Origin of the sequence: Streptosporangium sp. DT93 (assembly GCF_049844535.1) — a bacterium.
Classification (GTDB): domain Bacteria; phylum Actinomycetota; class Actinomycetes; order Streptosporangiales; family Streptosporangiaceae; genus Streptosporangium.
Window position 1 is genome coordinate 109,980 of the sequence record NZ_JBNCLF010000015.1, and the last position, 18,147, is coordinate 128,126.

Below are 18,147 nucleotides of genomic sequence, written 5' to 3' on the forward strand. Positions count from 1 at the left end.
GGCGACGACCTCCCGCCGCAGGATCGCGGCGTCCACGCCCGCGTCCTTCAGGACGCGGGCGGCCAGGCCCTCGCCCTCGCGCAGGAGGCCGAGCAGGATGTGGCCGTCGCCGATGTGGTTGTGCCTGAGGTTCAGGGCCTCGCGCAGGGACAGCTCCAGGGTCTTCTTGGCCCGGGGGCTGAAGGGGATGTGTGACCCGCCGAACCACCGGCTCCGCCGGTCGGCGGGCTCGCGGTCCAGGGCGCCGGGGCCGAAGGTGGCCTCGACCCTCTCCCTGACGGCCTCCAGGTCGATGCCGATCGTCTCCAGCGCCTCGGCGTCCAGGGCCGGGGCCGGCCGGTGCCGGGAGAGGTGGGCGACGGAGCGGAAGGCCCGGTCGTGGTCGAGGCCGTGGCGGTTCAGCACCCGGGCCGACAGGCAGCCCGGCTGGTTCAGCAGGCCCAGCAGGATGTGCTCGGTGCCGATCACCCCGTGCCGCAGCCGGCGCGCGTTCTCCTGGGCGAGGGTCACCGCCTGGCGGGCCTCGCGATGGAATCTCTCGAACATCGTCACCTCTCCCTTCTCAGCAGCCCACGGCCGCCCGCGTGCTTCTTGTGGACCGCCTGCCTGGTGACCTCCAGGCAGTGGGCGATCTCCTGCCAGGACCAGCCCTGGTCCCGCGCGTTCTGCACCTGGAGTGCCTCCAGGCGGTCGACCAGTGTCCGCAGCGCCCGCACGGCCCTCAGGCCGACGGCCGGATCGCGGCTGCCGGCGTCGGAGGCCAGCTGTGCCGTATCGCTCATGGTGTCAATTTAGGTTGACGTCACCCCGATGTCAACCAGGATTGACGTGTCGTCGTTGTCAGTAAATGGTTTGCCTGATGAGGGGGCCCTTTGTCAGGCTGGCAGGGCTATGCGCTCCCTACCCGTCGCCGATCCCGGCGTTCCCGACGCCCGCAGCCCGGTCGACTACCTGCGGTGGGTGGCCCGCACGCAGAGGGGGCCACTGTTCCTCGGCATCCTCTACGCCGTCCTGTGGTGGCTCACCATGGCGCTCGTCCCTGCCGCCATGGGAAACGGCATCGACGCCGTGCGGGCCGGGAACGTGTCCGACCTGCTCACCTGGGGCGGGGTGCTGTTCGCGCTGGGCGTCGCGCAGGCCGTCACCGGCATCCTGCGCCACCGGATGGCGGTCTACAACTGGCTGGCCGCCGCCTACCGGACCGTCCAGGTCACCGAGAGGCAGGCGACCCGGCTGGGCGCGACCCTGCCCAAGCGGATGTCCACCGGCGAGGTGGTCAGCGTCGGCAACTCCGACATCGCCCACATCGGCAACGCGATCGACATCCTGCTCCGCGGCGTCGGGGCGCTCGTCGCCGTCGCCGTGGTGACCGTGATCCTGGTCCGCACCTCGCCGACGCTCGGCCTGACGGTCCTGCTCGGCCTGCCGCTGATGGCCGCCGCCGTCGTCCCCCTGCTGCGGCCGCTGCACCGCCGCCAGAACGACCACCGCGACCTGCAGGGCGAGCTGTCCACCCGCGCCGCCGACATCGTCGCCGGCCTGCGGGTGCTGCGCGGCATCGGCGGCGAGCGGGTCTTCGCCGACCGCTACGCCACCGAGTCCCAGCGGGTACGCCACGCCGGCGTGCGCGTCGCCGCGGTGGAGTCGGTGCTGGAGGGTGCGCAGGTCCTGCTGCCCGGCCTGCTGATCGCCGGGGTGACCTGGCTGGGCGCCTCCTTCGCGCTGCGCGGCGAGATCAGCGTCGGCCAGCTCGTCGCCTTCTACGGCTACGCCGCCTTCCTCATCGGCCCCATGCGGACCCTCACCGAGTCCGCCGACAAGCTGACCAAGGGCCACGTCGCGGCCCGCCGGGTGGTGCGCGTCCTCTCCCTGCGGCCCGAGGTCGAGGGCGGCACCGGCCGCTCCGAGGGCGGCCTGCTGCGCGACGTGACCTCCGGGGTCGCCGTCCGCCCCGGCATGCTCACCGCCCTGGCCGCGGCCCTCCCCGAGGAGGCCACGGCCATCGCCGACCGCCTCGGCCGCTACGGCGACGGAGACGTCGACTTCGGCGACGTCTCGCTCGACACCCTGCCGCTCTCGGAGGTGCGCCGCCGGATCCTGGTCGCCGACAACGACGCCAGGCTCTTCGCCGGCGTGCTCAGGGACGAGCTGGACGTCACCGGCACGGCCTCGGACGAGGAGCTCTCCCAGGCCCTGTGGGCGGCGTGCGCGCAGGACATCGTCGACGCGCTGCCCGACGGCCTCGACGGCAGCGTCGCCGAGGCGGGCCGGGAGTTCTCCGGGGGCCAGCAGCAGCGGCTGCGCCTGGCCAGGGCACTCGTCCTCGACCCCGAGGTGCTCATCCTCATCGAGCCCACCAGCGCGGTCGACGCCCACAGCGAGGCGCGCATCGCCGACCGGCTCGCCAAGGCCCGCGCCGGCAGGACCACGCTGGTCTGCACGACCAGCCCGCTGGTGCTCGACCGCGCCGACCACGTCGTCTACGTCGAGGGCGGCGTCGTGCGCGCCCAGGGGGCGCACGGGGAGCTGCTGGCGGCCCACCCCGGATACACCGCCGTCGTCACCCGGGGAGAGACACCGTGAGCAGACAGATCCTGCCCGTCGCCGACCGGGCGCAGGTGCGCGCGTACGCCCGCAGGCTGGCCCTGAGGTACCCCCGCGAGCTGGCCGTCGCGCTGGTCCTGCACGGCCTGGCCGCGGTCGCCGGGCTGGCGGTGCCGTGGCTGCTCGGCGGCCTCGTGCAGGGGCTCCACACGGGCGCCGGCGTCGACGTCACCGCGGTGGCGCTGGGCATCGGCGGTTTCCTCGTCGCGCAGGCCGTGCTGGTCAGGTTCGCCGTGTACGCCTCCTCCCGGCTGGGCGAGAAGGTCCTCGCCGAGCTGCGCGAGGAGTTCGTCGGCCGGGTGCTCGGCCTGCCGCTCTCCACGGTCGAGCGCGCCGGGTCCGGCGACCTGATCTCGCGGACCTCCCGCGACGTCGACGCGCTCTCGCGCACCGTGCGCCACGCCGTCCCCGAGACGCTGATCGCGCTGGTCACCTGCGTGATCACCGTCGGTGCCCTGGCGGTGGTCGGGCCGCTGCTCCTGCTGCCCTCGCTGCTGGCCGTCCCCCTGCTGTGGATCTCCACCCGCTGGTACCTCAGGCGCGCCAGGGACGGCTACCTGCGCGAGAGCGCCGCGTACGCCGACATGACCGACGGGCTGGCCGAGACGGTCACCGGGGCACGCGCCGTGGAGGCGCTGGGCCTGCAGGAGCGCCGCCACCGGCGCACCGACACCGACATCGCCCGCTCCTGGGCGGCCGAGCGCTACACCATGGGGCTGCGCACGGTCTGGTTCCCCTCGATCGAGCTCGGCTACGTGATCCCGGTCGTGGCCACCCTCGTCGCCGGCGGCCTGTTCTACACCAGGGGCTGGGCCTCGCTGGAGCAGGTCACCACGGCCACGCTCTACGTCCAGCAGCTCATCGACCCGCTCGACCGGCTGCTCATGTGGATCGACGAGCTCCAGGTGGGAGGCGCCTCCATGGCCCGCCTGCTGGGCGTCTCCGAGGTGCCCGACGACCGCGAGCCCGGCTCCGCCGAACCCGACGGCAGCAGGCTGCTGGCGGGCGACGTCCGCTACGCCTACCGCGAGAGGCACGACGTGCTGCACGGCATCGACCTGACGGTCGAGCCGGGCGAGCGGCTGGCCATGGTCGGCCCGTCCGGGGCGGGCAAGTCCACGCTGGGCCGCCTGCTCGCGGGCATCCACGGCCCCCGCACCGGCTCGGTCACGGTCGGCGACGTCCCGCTGGTCGAGCTCCCCCTGGAGGACCTGCGCGGCCACGTCGCCCTGGTCACCCAGGAACACCACCTCTTCCGGGGCACCGTCCGCGACAACGTGCTCATCGCCCGGCCCGAGGCCGACGACGCGCGGGTCCGCGAGGCGCTGGAGGCGGTCGACGCCTGGGACTGGGTCGCGACCCTGCCCGAGGGGCTCGACACGGTCGTCGGCTCCGGGGGCGAGGCCGTCCCGCCCGCCCAGGCCCAGCAGCTCGCCCTGGCCCGGCTGGTGCTGGCCGACCCGCACACCCTGGTCCTGGACGAGGCCACCTCGCTGATCGACCCCCGCGCCGCCCGCCACCTGGAACGCTCGCTGGCCGCCGTGCTGGAGGGCCGCACGGTGATCGCCATCGCCCACCGCCTCTACACCGCCCACGACGCCGACCGGGTCGCGGTGGTGGAGGACGGCCGGATCAGCGAGCTGGGCTCCCACGACGAGCTGGTGGCGGCGGGGGGCTCGTACGCGGCCCTGTGGGGAAGCTGGCACGGCACGTCCGGTCAGGGCGACGCCCCGGACCTGCGGACCGCTGCGGAGGCCACGGTCCCGTAGTCCCCGGACCCCGGATCGTTCCGGGGGCGAGGACCCCTTGGCCCCCGGCCCCCGGACCGCTTCGGAAGGCGAAGATCCATCGGCGCCGAAAGCTACACTTTCGCCCCATGGGTATAGGCCGCATCCTCTATCTCACCTTCGGTTCCCTTATGCTGATCTTCGCCTTGATGTGGTCGTTCGACGACGACGAACCCGCGAACATGCAGCGGGCATACGTCTTCGCGCTCGGGAGCATCGGGTTGATGGTCGCCGGTGCCGCCTGCGGGGCCGCCGAGCGCAAGACCGTCCACCTTCCACCGGTCGTCCAGCGGCCCCCGGCCCCGCAATTCCCGGCGCCGCAATTCCCGGCCTCGCAATTTCCGGCTCAGCAGCCGCAGGCCCAGCCGCTCGCGGCTCCGCAGTCCTACGGCCCGCAGGGCCACGACCTCCGGCAGGGGCACGCCGCGCCGCAGCCGTACGACCCCCGGCAGGGCTACACGCTTCCCTACTCGTCCGGCCAGAACCACTGACGCCGCACCGGCCGGCCACGCCCGCGAACGGGCGGTGCCCCCTCGGGAAGGCCCGGGACGGAGCCTTCCCGAGGGGGTCTCAGGACAGGGACTTCCTCAGGAAGTCGACCTGGAGCAGCAGCAGGTTCTCCGCCACGACCTCCTGGGGGGTCATGTGCGTGACGCCCGAGAGCGGCAGCACGGTGTGCGGGCGGCCCGCCGCCAGCAGGGCCGAGGAGAACCGCAGGGTGTGCGCGGCGACCACGTTGTCGTCGGCCAGGCCGTGGATCAGCAGCAGCGGGCGGTCCAGCTTCCCGGCGTCGCCGAACAGCGACGAGGCGTCGTAGTGACCCTCGCCGGGCAGGCCCAGGTAGCGCTCGGTGTAGCAGGTGTCGTACAGCCGCCAGTCGGTCACCGGGGCGCCCGCGATGGCCGCGTGGAACACGTCGGGGCGGCGGAGCACGGCCAGCGCGGCCAGGTAGCCGCCGAAGGACCAGCCCCGGATGGCGACCCGGGACAGGTCCAGGTCGTCGGGGAAGCGCGCGGCGGCGCCGTGCAGGGCGTCGATCTGGTCCTCCAGGACCGGGCCGGCCAGGTCGTGCAGGACGGCCCGCTCGAACTCCGGCCCGCGACCGGGGGTGCCGCGCCCGTCCGCCACGACCACCGCGAACCCCTGGTCGGCGAACCACTGGCTGGTCAGGTGCGCCCCTGAGGCGGCGAGCACCCGCTGGGCGTGCGGCCCGCCGTAGGGGTCCATCAGGACCGGCAGCCTGGCCGAGCCGGGTACGTGGCCGGCGGGCAGGAGCACGGCGGTGGACAGCTCGCGCTCGCCCGCCCTGATCAGGGAGACCCGCAGGTCCATGCCGGGGCGCTCGGCGTGCGAGACGATGTGGCCGCGGGGCGTGCCGTTGTGCAGGACGCGGGTGACCGAGCCCTCGCCGGTCAGGGTCTGGCCGGTGAGCACCAGGGTGCCGCCCGCGGTCTGCCCGCCGTAGACACCGCTCTCGGGCGGGCTGACGAGCGTGATCCGGCCGCCGCGGTACGCCCACACGGCGATCTCGGTGGGCTCGCCGCTCGCCCGGAAGAGCACGGTCTCGCCGTCGATGCCGAGGACCTCGCGGACCTGGAGGGAGGGCGGGGTGACCGGCTCGTCGCCGACGATCAGCCGGTGCCCGCCCTCGGAGACGGCGGTCCAGACCAGGCGTCCGTCGGACAGGTGGCCCGGGACGCCGGTGACCACGTCGACCCAGGCGGGGTCGGTGTCCTCGCGCACCACGGTGGAGGCGCCGGTGGCCGGGTCGACGTCGAGCACCCGGATCGTCCGCTGGTCGCGGGGCATGGTGACGACCGACAGGCCGTGGGCGTCCCAGACGGCGTTGACGAGGTACTCGTCGTCGAAGGGCACGGGGACGCGGTCGCCGGCCAGGGTCAGCACGAACAGCTCGACCGTGGCGTTGGCGGTCCCGGCCGAGGGATAGCGCTGCTCGACGGCCGGGCGGTCCGGGTTGGCCGGGTCGGAGATGTACCACCGCTGGACCGGCGCGTCGTCGGCCCGCTCGACCAGCAGGGCGTCGCCGGACGGCGACCACCAGTACCCCCGCATCCGGTCCAGCTCCTCGGAGGCGACGAACTCGGCCAGGCCGTAGGTGACCTCCGGCGACTCGGGGCGGGCCATCGCATGGTCGGTCCCGTCCCGCAGGTCCTGGACGTGCAGGGCGCCGCCGGTGACGTAGGCGACGTGGGTGCCGGAGGGGGAGAGACGGGGGTCGATCACCGCCCCGCCGGTCTCCAGGCGCCGTACGCTCGCGCTCGCGAGGTCGGCCACGTAGAGGCCACCGGAGAGGGCGAACGCCGCCACGCTCACCGCGGCGTCGGTGCCGTACCCGACGACGCCCCCGGCCTGCTCCCTGCTGCGCTCGCGGCGCGCCCGCTCCTCGGGCGGCAGGTCCTCGTCGTCCGCGGACAGGGCGCGCGGGTCGACGACGAGCCGCTCCTCGCCGCTGAGCACGTCGTACTCCCACAGGCAGGTCACGGGGTCGGAACCGCCCCGTGACCGCAGGAAGACGACGCGGTCGCCGCCCGGGGCGATCGTGAACCCCCGGGGCGCCCCGAGGGTGAAGCGGCGGGTCCTGGCGTGCAGGCGAGGGAAGGTCTCACTCATACGGCCATCTTGCCAGCTTCCTCCCGTCCGTCCCGTCCCTCGGCGACGCCGGTCGAAAGGATCCCGATATGTCGGGTGATTTCAGCATCGGTACCCTCGACGTCATGACGGATCGGCGCCTGATGCTCGTGCACGCCCACCCGGACGACGAGACGATCGGCACCGGGGCGACCATGGCCAGGTACGCCGCGGAGGGAGCGCGCGTCACGCTGGTGACCTGCACCCTCGGCGAGGAGGGCGAGGTCATCGGCGAGGAGCTGGCCCACCTGGCCGCCGGCCGGGACGACACCCTGGGCCCGTACCGCGTGGGAGAGCTCGCCGCGGCCTGCGCGGCGCTCGGCGTCACCGACCACCGGTTCCTGGGCGGGGCCGGCCGCTGGCGCGACTCGGGCATGATGGGCGCCGCCACCAACGACCGGGAGAACGCCTTCTGGCGGGCCGACCCGGACGAGGCCGCGGGCGAGCTGGCCGGGATCATCCGCGAGGTCCGGCCGCAGGTCCTGGTCACCTACGACGAGAACGGCTTCTACGGCCACCCCGACCACATCCAGGCCCACCGCGTCGCCCGTCGCGCCGTCGAGCTGGCGGCCGACCCGTCGTTCGCCCCGGCGGCCGGTGAGACCCCGTCCTCCAGGGAGGCCCCGTCCGCGGGCGAGGCCCCGCCCTTCAGGGAGGCCCCGTCCTCGGGTGGGGCCCCGTCCTCGGGTGGGGCCCCGTCCTCCGGGGAGACCTCGTCCTCCGGTGGGGCCCCGTCCTTTGGGGAGGCCTCGTCCTCCGGTGAGGTCCCGGGCGGCGGGGGAGGGCCGTGGCGGGTCGCGAAGGTCTACCACACCGCCATCCCCAGGTCCGTGCTGCTCAGGAGCGCGGAGGCGCTTCGCGCGAGCGACACGCCCTTCCTGGTCGAGCCGGTCGACGAGCTGCCGTTCGGCTGCGCGGACGAGGACGTGACCACCGAGATCGACGCCCGCGCCCACCTCGGCCGGAAGATCGACGCGATGCGGGCGCACGCCACCCAGATCAGCGTGGCCCCGCCCTGGTACGCGCTGTCCAACGCCATCGGCCAGGAGGTGCTCGGGGTGGAGCACTTCGTCCTCGCCTCCGGCGTTCCGGGGCCCTCCGGTCGCGGCGCGCCGGTGGAGGCGGGAGGGCTCGGCGAGCCGTACGACCGCGAGGACGACCTCTTCGCCGGGATCCACTAGCCTCGATGCTTGTGGTGGAGCAGGTGCCGGCGGTGCGCGGGCCATCGGAGACGGTCGTCACCGTGGCGGCCTGCGCCGTGCTCGCCATGCTCGGGCTGCTGACGGGCGTGCTCGGCGGTTTCCAGCACTCCTGGTACGTCGGCCCCGTCCCGGTCTCCGCCGTCGGCTGTGTCGCCCTGCTGTTCGTGATCTCCTACGGGGCGGGCCGGCTGGCGCAGGGCAAGGCGGTGGGCCTGTCGTTCGCGGGGGGCTGGTTGCTGGTCACCGTGATCTGGTCCGCGGGACGCCCCGAGGGAGATCTGGTCATCGCCAATGACCTGTCCGGGTACGTCTACCTTTACGGGGGTCTTCTCGCGATCACGGCCGGGGTGCTGCTGGCGCCGTCCGCGGGGAACGGGTCGTGGCTGCTCACCCCGCACGGGTACGGGCCCCGCCCGCCGGTCGCCTCCGCGCCGCCCGATCCGTCCGCACCGCCCCTCCCGCCTGCCGCGTCCGCTCCGCCTGGTGTGTCCACCCCGCCCGCTCCGCCCGGCGTGTCCGGTGTGTCCGCTCCGCCCGGGGCGTTCACTCCGCCCGGTGTGTCCACCCCGCCCACCCCGCCCACCCCGCCCACCCCGCCCGCTCCGCCCGGTGCGTCCGCCCCGCCCGGGGTCTCGGCTCCGCCCGGTGCGTCCGCCGCTCCCTGAGACGGGGAGTGACCGTGGTGCGAGAGGCGCTACCGCCGGACATCCGGATGGCGCACAATTCCGGTATGCGGCGGTTTCATCGGATGCGGCGGGTACTCAACTACGTCAACCTGTCGACCCCCCTGGGGTTGCTGCTGGCAGTCCTCGGCAGGGCCCGGCCGACCCCGGGACCGGACGGGCTGATCCTCGCGTACGGCTACCGCTTCCGGTTCCCGATCGCCTCGGCCTTCACCGTGGGCAACGTGGTGCTGACCAAGCACGAGGAGGGTTTCCTCACCGGCGCCCTCCTGCGGCACGAGGACCGGCACGCCTCCCAGTACATGCTCTGCCTGGGGCTGCCGATGCTGCCGCTCTATGTCTCCGCGGTGGCCTGTTCCATGCTGATCTGCGGGAACCAGGCGTCCTGGAACGTCTTCGAGCGGCTGGCGAACCTGGAGGACGGCAACTACGCCCGCAGATCACCCTGGTGGCGCCGGAGCGGGTCCTCTCACGCGGGGTCCTCCCCTTCAGGACCCCCCCTTTCGGAGTCCTCCCGGCCGGAGTGTTCTCACCCGGAGTAGGTCTTCCGGCCGGAGCGCTCTCCTGACCGGAGGTGCCCTCACGGGCGGAACGGCCTTCTTGGTCGGAGCAGATCCCCTCAAAAGGAATGAATCCCCGTGTGAGGGGATCAACAGAGGGTGAGCCGACGATGACCGAAGGGGGCCGCTCATGGCGCCGACAACCCATCCCGAGACCGCCACACGCGTCACCGAGGAGGAGCCCGCGCCCCTCCTCGGGGGACCGCGCCGACGCTCCGGCTGGTCGGCCCGCTTCACCACGGGGCCGGTACGCGCCCTCAGGCGGCTGGGCAGAGCCTCCCCGGCGTCGCCCGCCCTCCCCGTGGTCCCGGCCCGGCCGGGCCGGTCACCCGCGCCCCCGAGGACGTGGCCAGGCGGCTTCAGGGACCGGCTGACCTCGCCCATCCCCACGTTCCAGGAACTGCTGGCGGTCGCCTGGCACGGCATGCTCCGTCCCGACGTCGGGGACGGCGACCTTGTCCCGGTCCACCGGGACGGCCTTCCCCGGCCGGTCGGGACCGACGCGGTCGTCACCTGGGTGGGCCACGCGACGTACGTGGTGCAGATCGGCGGGCTGACCGTCCTGACCGACCCGGTGTGGGCGAGGAAGATCCCGGGTGTCCGCCCCCGGCTCACCCCGCCCGGCGTCGCCTGGGCGGACCTGCCCAGGATCGACGCCGTGGTGATCAGCCACAACCACTACGACCATCTGGACGCGCCGACCGTACGGCGGCTGCCGCGCGACACGCCCGTCCTCGTCCCGGCCGGGCTGAGGTCCTGGTTCACCCGGCGCGGGTTCCGCGACGTCGTCGAGCTCGACTGGTGGGAGAGCGCCCGGGTGGGGGACGTGCGCTTCGACTTCGTTCCTTCCCACCACTGGAGCCGCCGGTCGGTCTGGGACACCTGCAGGACGCTCTGGGGCGGCTGGGTGCTCGCCTGCGGCGACCAGACGATCTACTTCGCCGGGGACACCGCGTACGGCGAGCGCTTCGCCCGGATCGGGGAGCGATACCCGGACGGCATCGACCTGGCCCTGATGCCGGTCGGCGCGTTCGAGCCCCGCTGGTTCATGAAGGCCGCGCACGTCGATCCCGAGCAGGCCGTACGGGGGTGCCTGGACGTGGGGGCGCGCCGGATGGCGACCATGCACTGGGGCACGTTCGTGCTGTCCGGGGAGCCGCTGCTCGCGCCGGTTGAGGAGGCCCGCGCGGCCTGGGCGGCGGCCGGGCGGGACCGCGCCGACCTGTGGGACCTGGCGATCGGCGAGTCCCGCGTGCTGACGACCTGAGCCGCCGGCGCCCCTGAGACAGGGGCCGGCCGAAGGAAACGGGCCCGGTCACCCGTCACGGGTGACCGGGCCCCGTTCTCAGGCCGGCCCCGTTCTCAGGCCGGCCCCGTTCTCAGGCCGGGTCTGTCCTCAGGCCGGGTCCGTCCTCAGGGGGTGAGGACGAGCGTGTGGACGGCCGCCTTCTTGATCGGCTCAAGGCCCGAGAGCATCGGGACGGTCCGCCCGCCCGCCCACAGCGGCGCCTGGTCCCAGTAGTTGTCGTGGAAGGCGTGCCCGGAGGCGCCGGTCAGGTTGATCCAGCGGGACCCGTCCAGGTCCGCCAGGTCGACCACCATCCGCATGGACGGCAGCCAGCCCACCGTGTAGTCCTTCTGCACGTCCCAGCCCGCGGCGTCGACCGCGTCGTCGCTGCCGGCCACCGGGAACGGGCCCCGGTTGAAGAGCCACTCGATCGGGCCGATCCCCGAGGTGCCGAAGGTCTGGTGGACGAGCTCCAGCGAGTGCAGGTCGCCCCAGCGCCAGTCCCGGGGTTCCGGGCCGAGCCGGGTGGTCAGCTCGTCGTAGGCGCCCGCCATCGCCCGGCGCAGCATGTCGTCGCGGGTCTCGGCGCCCGGGGTGGCCCGGTCGTCCCAGAACGCGTCGTCCGGCCGCTCCAGCATGACCCGTACGACCTCGAACCAGCGGTCGCCGCCGTCGGGCCGGGCGCCCTCGGGCAGGTCGTCGTTGAAGGTCTCGATGAGCAGGCGGCGCCAGACGGCGTTGAAGTACATGGCCGGCGCCGAGTCCGCGCCCTGCGAGTGGTCCCACCCGCGCAGCAGCGCGAGGGCGTCCCGCGCGGGCCCGGCCACCTCCAGGGCCGTCAGCCGGGGCACCAGGAACCGGGCGAGACCGGTGTGGCTGTCCTTCTGTAGCGCGCTCATCGCCGCGACGTCCACCTTGCCGTCCTTCACCGCCTGGCCGAGCAGGTCCAGGATGCGCCGGGAACGGTACCCGTAGGACCAGTCCTCGGTGAGGAGGTGCGGATAGCGGCGGGGGTCGACGACCGCGTTGTTCGCGGTCACGATGTAGCCCTCCGGCGGGTTGTAGACGCTGGGCAGGTCGTCGAAGGGGATCGTCGAGCGCCAGTCGTACTCGCCGGTCCAGCCCGGCACCGGCCAGGTGCCGTCGCCGCGGGTCCGCATCGGGATGCGGCCGGGGGCCTGGTAGCCGATGTTGCCCGCGGTGTCGGCGTAGACCAGGTTCTGCGCGGGCACCTCGAACCCGCTCGCCGCCGCCCTGAACTGCTGCCAGTCCTGGGCGGTGTTCAACGCGAAGATCGAGTCGGCGGTCCTGCCCGGCTCCAGCGCGGTCCACCGCAGGGCGACCGCGTCGGCCTTCTGCCCGGCGACCGCTTCCATGCCGGGCAGCGTGCCCTTGGCGTCCTCCAGGACGTCGGAGACGATCGGCCCGTGCATGGTGTCGCGCACCGTGAGCCGGACGTCGGCGCCCCCCGCCACCTTGATCGTCTCGACCCTGGTGGTCATGGGCTTCCATTCGCCCCTGAACAGGTAGGTGTCGTTCCTGGTCTGCTCCAGGTAGAGGTCGGCGACGTCGGGGCCGAGGTTGGTGAAACCCCAGGCGACCCTGTCGTTGTGGCCGATGACCACGCCCGGCACGCCGGAGAAGGTGAATCCGGTGACGTCGAACGGGCACTCGGGGTTCTTGACCCGGCAGTGCAGCCCGGCCTGGTACCAGACCGAGGGCATGCCGGCCGACAGGTGGGGGTCGTTGGAGAGCAGCGGCTTGCCGGACTTCGTGTGCCTGCCGCCGACCACCCAGGAGTTGGAGCCGATGCCGCTGCCGCCCGCGGGGTCGCCCATCAGGCTCGGCACCGCGCGCATGGCCGCCGCGGCCCGGGTCAGCGCGCCGACGTCCGCGTCGGCATCGGGCCTGCCACCGTCGCCGGCGCCCGTCCCGGCATCCGCCCCGGGACCTGTTCCGGCGTCCGCCGTGACGCCCGCCCCGGCCGGTTGCGTGGCCGGTCCCTCGGTCGGCAGGGGGGCCTGCTCGCTCGGCCCTTCGGTCGGCTCGGGAGCCCGCTCACCGGGCTGCCGGGGCGAACGGGTGGAGCCCGTCCCGGGGTCCGTCGCCCTGGAGTCCGTTCCGGGCTCCGCGTTCTGGTCGAACCCGCCAGGCCCGACCGAGCCCCGGGTGACGATCGGCGGGTTGGTGGCGTAGGGGTAGTCGGGCCAGAGCTGTTCGACCCGCCCGCGCGGCAGCGTGCTCGCGGCGAGCGCGCGGCCGATCTCGCTGCTCATGTTGGAGCGCAGGTCCCACGCCATGGCCTTGAGCCAGGCCAGCGAGTCCACCGGGGTCCACGGCTCGGGGCGGTAGTCCGGGCTGGTCGCCCGGAGCAGCACGTACTCCAGGCTCCGGTCGGCGAAGCCGCCGCTGTCCCGCATCCAGGCGTTCACCCCGGCCGCGTAGGCGTCCAGGTAGCGCCTGGTCCGCTCGTCGAGCAGGGGCAGTTCCTTCTCGGCCACCCGCCGCCAGCCCATGGTCCGGATGACCCGGTCCTCGGTCAGGGTCGCCGCGCCGAACATCTCCGAGAGCCGGCCCGCGGTCACGTGGCGGCGGAAGTCCATCTCGAAGAAGCGGTCCTGCGCGTGCACGTACCCCTGGGCCCTGAACAGGTCGTCGGGGGAGTCGGCGTAGATGTGGGGGATGCCGCTCTCGTCGCGGTAGACGGTGACCTTGGCGGTGAGACCGTCCACCGAGAGCTCGCCCCCGAGCTGGGGGAAGGAGGCTCGCACGGCCCACACCCCGGTGCCGGCGAGCAGCAGCCCGAGCACCACGAGAACGGTGAGCACCCGCGCCGGCCACTTGAACGGACGGGGTAGCCGGGCATACGGGCGGAACCTCACGAAAACCTCCTAGACGGCATGCTCCCGCAAGTGTGGCACTACCTCCGCAGTCCCGGCGCGATGATCATTGATGAGGACGCGGCTCCGGGACCGCCTCCCCTCGGAGACGGTCCCGGAAGGCCGGTCAGACCGGGCCGATCCCCCAGCGGTGGACGACCCGGCCGCCCGGGACCAGCCGGACGACGTCCTCGCCGGTGGCGAAGGCGTTCGGGGGACAGCTCATCGGCTCCACCGCCAGCCCCTGGCGGCGGTGCCCCTCCGGCAGGGTGTCGCCGGTGTAGAGCTGGAGCCACTCGATCCCCTCGCCCGCCCAGAGCTGGATCCCGCCGGTCCCGCCACCGGGGGTCAGCCTGACCCGGACCAGCCCGTCGTCGTCGCGCTCCAGGCCGGTGAAGGCCGTGTCGAGCTCGGTCCCGCCGATCGGGCGGGCGGTCCGGAAGTCGTACTCGGTCCCCTGGACGTCCTTGCGGCCGGTGGGGACCTTCCGCTCGTTCACCGGGATCCACTGCGCGGCGGGGAGTTCGAGCACGGTCTCGTCGAGGGGGCAGGAGGCGCCGAGCGTCAGGTAGGGGTGGGCTCCGAAACCGTACGGCGCGTCGGTGTCCCCGACGTTCTCCGCCTCGATCTCCACCTCCAGGCCGGCGGCGCTCAGCGCGTACCGGATGGAGAGGTCCAGGATGTGCGGGTATCCGACCTGGGGGAACAGCCGCAGCCCCATCCGGATCGAGGCGTCGTCGCGGGACAGGACCCGCCAGGGGAACGTCCTGGAGAACCCGTGGATCGCGTTGCCCGTCTTGGGCTCGCTCAGCGCGAGCTGCCGCTCCTCGCCGTCGAAGGTGTAGCGGCCGTCCTCGATCCTGTTCGGCCAGGGCAGCAGGGGCAGCCCGGCCCCGCCGACCGGCGGCTGGTCGGCGGGAAAGTCGACGACGAGCGGCCTGCCGTCCTGGGTGAGGCTCCTGAGGCCTGCTCCGAGCTCGGTGATGACGGCCTCGAAGCCGTCGGCCGCGATGGTGTGCTGGGTCCCGGTGGGCGCGATATTCGTCACCCGGTCATTGAACACCCATTGATCACGGCGCATCACCGCCCCGTCCGCGGCGGGACCACGATCTCCTCCCCGCTACGTCAGGACCAGCCCCGTCAGGGGCCCGTCCGGACCAGCCGTGTCAGGACCAGGTCTGGCCCTCCGGGGTGTCGGTGACCTTCACGCCCAGGGCGGCCAGCTCGTCGCGGAGGCGGTCGGACGCGGCCCAGTCCCTGGCGTCGCGGGCCCGCGAGCGCCGCTCCAGCAGCTCGGCGGCCCCGGCGGGCAGGGTCCTCGGCCTGGCCGACCTGCCGATGTCGATGGAGAGGTCCAGGGCCAGGATCTGGTCGAGGTGCAGGAACGCCTCGAAGCGGGACCCGGGGGCGACCGACTCGTCGCGCTCCAGCTCGCGCAGGAGCCGCAGCGCCAGCGGGGTGTCGAGATCGTCGTCGAAGGCGGCCTCGATCCGGGAGACCTGGCCGGCGGGCATCGGGCCGCTGGGCGACTCCGACCACTCGGCCACCTGGGCGCGCCAGCGCCGCAGCGTCCTGTCGGCGGCCCGGAGGGTGTCCCAGGTGAGGTTCATCTGCTGGCGGTGACGGTGTTCCAGCAGCGCCAGCCGCACGGCCAGCGGGTCCAGCCCCGCCTCCACGACGTCCTTGAGCAGGACCACGTTGCCGGTGGACTTCGACATCTTGCGCCCGTCGAAGAGCAGGTGCTCGCCGTGCACCCAGTGCCGTACCACCTCGTGCCCGGCGGTGGCGTCGGACTGGGCGCGCTCGTCCTCGTGGTGCGGGAAGCGCAGGTCGATGCCGCCGGTGTGCACGTCGATGTGCTCGCCCAGGAAGCGCAGCGCCATGGCCGAGCACTCGATGTGCCAGCCGGGGAAGCCGCGGCCCCAGGGGGTCTCCCAGGTCGGCTCCCCCCGCGAGGGCTTCCACAGCGCCCAGTCGGCGTGGAAGCGCTTGCGCGCGTCGACGGCCTCGATCCGGTGGGCGGGCCGCAGCTGGTCGAGCCGGTTGCCGGAGATCTCCCCGTATGTCGGGAAGGAGGTCGCGTCGAAGAAGACCGACCCGTCGGGCACCGCGTACGCGTGCCCCTTCTCGATCAGCTTGGAGATCATCTCGACCATCGGGTCGATCGTCTCGCTCGCCCGGGGCGAGTGGTCGGGCGGGCGGACGTTCAGCGCGGCCGTGTCCGCGAGGAAGCCCTCCTCGTAGGACCGCGCGACCTCCAGGGGGCTCCGCCTCTCGGCGCGGGCCTGGGCGAGCACCTTGTCCTCGCCCGAGGGGTCGAGCTCGGTGTCGTCGACCAGGTGGCCGACGTCGGTGATGTTGCGGCAGACCACCACCCGGACCCGCTGCCGCTCGCTGACCCGCCTGATCAGATCCGACAGCAGGTACGACCGGAGGTTGCCGACGTGGGCCGGCCTGTAGACGGTCGGGCCGCAGCTGTACATCCGCAGGGAACGGCTCCCCTCCGGCACGATCTGCTCGATCCGGCGACTCCGCGTGTCATACAGGCGCAACATGCGTCGAGCCTACGCGGCCCGGCCTGTGGGCGCCCGGGTCGCGCTCGCGGAGCGGGCGCCATAAGCGCTGTCAGCCCTCCAGGAAGGTGAGGATCTCCCGGTCGCCGCGTTCGCGGAGGCGGGTGATGACCTCCTCGCGGGTGCACCCCTCCGGCAGGCCGATGCGGGCGCCGATCAGCCGCAGGCCCTCGGCCTCGGAGGCCACCGGCGCGGTGTAGCCGATCAGGTGCAGCGCCCGGTTCAGGGCGGGCAGGGTCGGGGAGGCCGCGGGCAGGTAGCGGGTCAGCAGCTCGCCGCCGTCGGAGACGGTCAGGAACACGTGGTCGCCCTCGGAGGCGTTGGCGGCGACCAGGACGGGCCGGATGGAGCCCATGGTCGGCTGGTTGTGCCAGCTGATCACCACGTCGCCCGAGGGGGTGGAGGCGGTGAGCTGGCCGCCGGGGGCCATGCCCAGGTGGGCGGCGAAACCGGTCGGCAGCGGGGACCCCGAGCCGCGCAGGTGCTCGGCGTTGACGTCCACCCGGTGCCACCAGCGCCCGTCGCGGCTGCGGAAGCAGCGCCGGGTCTCCGAGACGTCGCGGCGCGGCTGGTACTCGGCCTGCTCGGCCCCGGCGACCCGGATCCAGCCCCGCTGCGTACGCTCGAAGCCGGGGCCGCCCGCGTACGCGCGGACCGAGCTCTCGCTCACGTCGTAGCGGCCGGTGAGGCTGGTGACGATCGTGTTGACCGAGGCCTCGCCGTTGGACCGCTCGATCTCCCTGACGATCATCTCCCGGATGCCCAGGTACTGCTCGCCGCCCCAGCGGGTCAGCCCGTACTTGTTGCGGTCCACCCGCAGGAACCGGTCGTCGGCGGTGAGCTGGTTGCGGATGCCGACCAGGCTGTAGTCCTCGCCGATGCGCTCCTGGATCTCCTCGGGGCTCAGCGGGCTCCCCGCCACCGCGAGCACGGCCTCGGCCTTGTCGTTCACGCTGCGCGGCCAGGGCACCACGTGCCCCTCCAGCACCCGCAGCTGGGGGACCGCGATGAGCCAGCGCTCGGCCACGTCCTCGCGGATGCCGAGCTGGCTGGCCAGCGTGACGGCCTCGTCCAGCGGCCGGGGGCCGTCGGTGAACAGCTGCCGGGTCTTCTCCCTGAGCTCGTCGGCGCCCCCGGCGACCAGCCAGCCGTCCACCTGCTCGTAGCCGGTCAGCAGGGTGCGGACGAAGCGCCAGGCCGGGATGCCCAGGGTGGCCAGGTCGCTGCGGTGCCACGGCACCGCCGCCGCCAGGTCGTCGGCGGGCACGGCCGAGCCGAGCCGCCCGCGCAGCCACGAGACGTGCCCGGTCAGCGGGGCGGCCTCGTCCTTGGCGAGCCAGGCCTCGACGTGGTCGCGCAGGTCGCGTTCGATCTGGCGGATGCGCTCCCGGGTGACCGAGAACCGCTGGGCCAGGTCGTCGAGCGTGGCCCGCTGGGAGGCGTACAGCCGGTCCCTGGCGATGGCGCGCTGCCGCTCGTCCAGGGTGGCGAAGACCTCGTCGATCAGCTCGGGCAGCGGCCGGTCGGGCCGGGACGGGCGGATCCTGGCGACGCTCTCCTCGGTGACCGGCTCCAGAAACCGCTCCAGGACCCCGGTGAACAGCTTGTGCACGGTCTCGCGGCCGAGCGCCTCGGGCGTGCGGACGCTGGCGGCCGGGTCGGCGAACCTGAGCAGCGGAAGGACGTCGCCGAGCATCAGGTGGCCCCAGCAGGCCAGGGCGAGGTCGGTCAGGCGTCCGGCGACCTCGGAGGTCCCGATGGTGGAACAGGCCCGGTCGAGCGGAAGCGCCTGCCACCACGCCTCGGGGAGGCGCGGGTCGGTGGCGATCGGCGCTACCTGGCCGGGAGAGGTCCAGCGCAGGGGTGGCGCGATGTCGCTCAGGCTGAGGTTCATTGAGGTCCAACCGGCAAAGGGGAATATA

General features: G+C 73.5%; 13 protein-coding genes and 2 pseudogenes. 7 read left to right on the forward strand and 8 right to left on the reverse strand.

Annotation, left to right across the window (positions count from 1 at the left end):
- Positions 1-3: 3 nt before the first annotated feature.
- The 3 genes and pseudogenes from ACLQ2R_RS28250 to ACLQ2R_RS28260 all read right to left on the reverse strand — a co-directional run.
- A pseudogene (locus tag ACLQ2R_RS28250) lies at positions 4-195 on the reverse strand (Clp protease N-terminal domain-containing protein); the annotation flags it as partial.
- Positions 196-431: 236 nt separating this feature from the next.
- Positions 432-546 (reverse strand): annotated as a pseudogene (locus ACLQ2R_RS28255) (Clp protease N-terminal domain-containing protein); the annotation flags it as partial.
- A gap of 2 nt (positions 547-548) precedes the next feature.
- Positions 549-782 (reverse strand): RNA polymerase subunit sigma-70, encoded by a 234-nt coding sequence (locus tag ACLQ2R_RS28260; protein WP_386244062.1) that lies wholly within the window; start codon positions 780-782, stop codon positions 549-551.
- Positions 783-891: 109 nt separating this feature from the next.
- Here ACLQ2R_RS28260 and ACLQ2R_RS28265 point away from each other — a divergent pair, with 109 nt between their 5' ends.
- From ACLQ2R_RS28265 to ACLQ2R_RS28275, 3 genes are all read left to right on the forward strand, one after another.
- Complete coding sequence (locus ACLQ2R_RS28265) at positions 892-2,583, forward strand: ABC transporter transmembrane domain-containing protein (protein ID WP_425963772.1); 1,692 nt, start codon at positions 892-894, stop codon at positions 2,581-2,583.
- Positions 2,580-4,373 carry an ABC transporter ATP-binding protein gene (locus ACLQ2R_RS28270; RefSeq protein ID WP_425963774.1) on the forward strand — a complete coding sequence of 598 codons (1,794 nt, stop codon included), beginning with the start codon at positions 2,580-2,582 and terminating at the stop codon, positions 4,371-4,373. The genes ACLQ2R_RS28265 and ACLQ2R_RS28270 overlap by 4 nt, the downstream gene beginning before the upstream one ends.
- 107 nt (positions 4,374-4,480) lie before the next feature.
- A complete protein-coding gene (locus ACLQ2R_RS28275; protein WP_425963776.1) occupies positions 4,481-4,882 on the forward strand; it encodes a hypothetical protein in 402 nt (133 codons plus the stop codon).
- A 79-nt stretch (positions 4,883-4,961) separates the two neighbouring features.
- Here ACLQ2R_RS28275 and ACLQ2R_RS28280 read toward each other — a convergent pair whose 3' ends face one another.
- Positions 4,962-7,022: a DPP IV N-terminal domain-containing protein gene (locus ACLQ2R_RS28280; RefSeq protein WP_425963778.1), complete on the reverse strand. Its 2,061-nt coding sequence runs from the start codon at positions 7,020-7,022 to the stop codon at positions 4,962-4,964.
- 104 nt (positions 7,023-7,126) lie between these two features.
- On the opposite strand from ACLQ2R_RS28280, the gene mshB reads away from it, so the two are divergent.
- The 4 genes from mshB to ACLQ2R_RS28300 all read left to right on the forward strand — a co-directional run bounded on the left by mshB (position 7,127) and on the right by ACLQ2R_RS28300 (position 10,752).
- Positions 7,127-8,221, forward strand: coding sequence for an N-acetyl-1-D-myo-inositol-2-amino-2-deoxy-alpha-D-glucopyranoside deacetylase (gene mshB, locus ACLQ2R_RS28285; RefSeq protein WP_425963780.1), 1,095 nt, complete (start codon positions 7,127-7,129; stop codon positions 8,219-8,221).
- Positions 8,222-8,226: 5 nt separating this feature from the next.
- Entirely contained in the window at positions 8,227-8,907 is a 681-nt protein-coding gene (locus ACLQ2R_RS28290; protein ID WP_425963781.1) for a DUF6113 family protein, read from the forward strand.
- 65 nt (positions 8,908-8,972) lie between these two features.
- Positions 8,973-9,467 carry a hypothetical protein gene (locus ACLQ2R_RS28295; protein ID WP_425963783.1) on the forward strand — a complete coding sequence of 165 codons (495 nt, stop codon included), beginning with the start codon at positions 8,973-8,975 and terminating at the stop codon, positions 9,465-9,467.
- Positions 9,468-9,615: 148 nt separating this feature from the next.
- Positions 9,616-10,752, forward strand: coding sequence for an MBL fold metallo-hydrolase (locus ACLQ2R_RS28300; protein WP_425963785.1), 1,137 nt, complete (start codon positions 9,616-9,618; stop codon positions 10,750-10,752).
- Positions 10,753-10,898: 146 nt separating this feature from the next.
- Here ACLQ2R_RS28300 and ACLQ2R_RS28305 read toward each other — a convergent pair whose 3' ends face one another.
- The 4 genes from ACLQ2R_RS28305 to ACLQ2R_RS28320 form a co-directional block, all read right to left on the reverse strand.
- Positions 10,899-13,655 carry a penicillin acylase family protein gene (locus ACLQ2R_RS28305; RefSeq protein WP_425963787.1) on the reverse strand — a complete coding sequence of 919 codons (2,757 nt, stop codon included), beginning with the start codon at positions 13,653-13,655 and terminating at the stop codon, positions 10,899-10,901.
- Between the two features lie 124 nt (positions 13,656-13,779).
- Complete coding sequence (locus ACLQ2R_RS28310; RefSeq protein ID WP_425963789.1) at positions 13,780-14,700, reverse strand: aldose 1-epimerase family protein; 921 nt, start codon at positions 14,698-14,700, stop codon at positions 13,780-13,782.
- Between the two features lie 118 nt (positions 14,701-14,818).
- Positions 14,819-16,207, reverse strand: a complete 1,389-nt coding sequence (gene cysS / locus ACLQ2R_RS28315; protein WP_425963791.1) for a cysteine--tRNA ligase — start codon at positions 16,205-16,207, stop codon at positions 14,819-14,821.
- A gap of 70 nt (positions 16,208-16,277) precedes the next feature.
- Entirely contained in the window at positions 16,278-18,119 is a 1,842-nt protein-coding gene (locus ACLQ2R_RS28320; protein WP_425963793.1) for a sigma factor-like helix-turn-helix DNA-binding protein, read from the reverse strand.
- Positions 18,120-18,147: the final 28 nt, after the last annotated feature.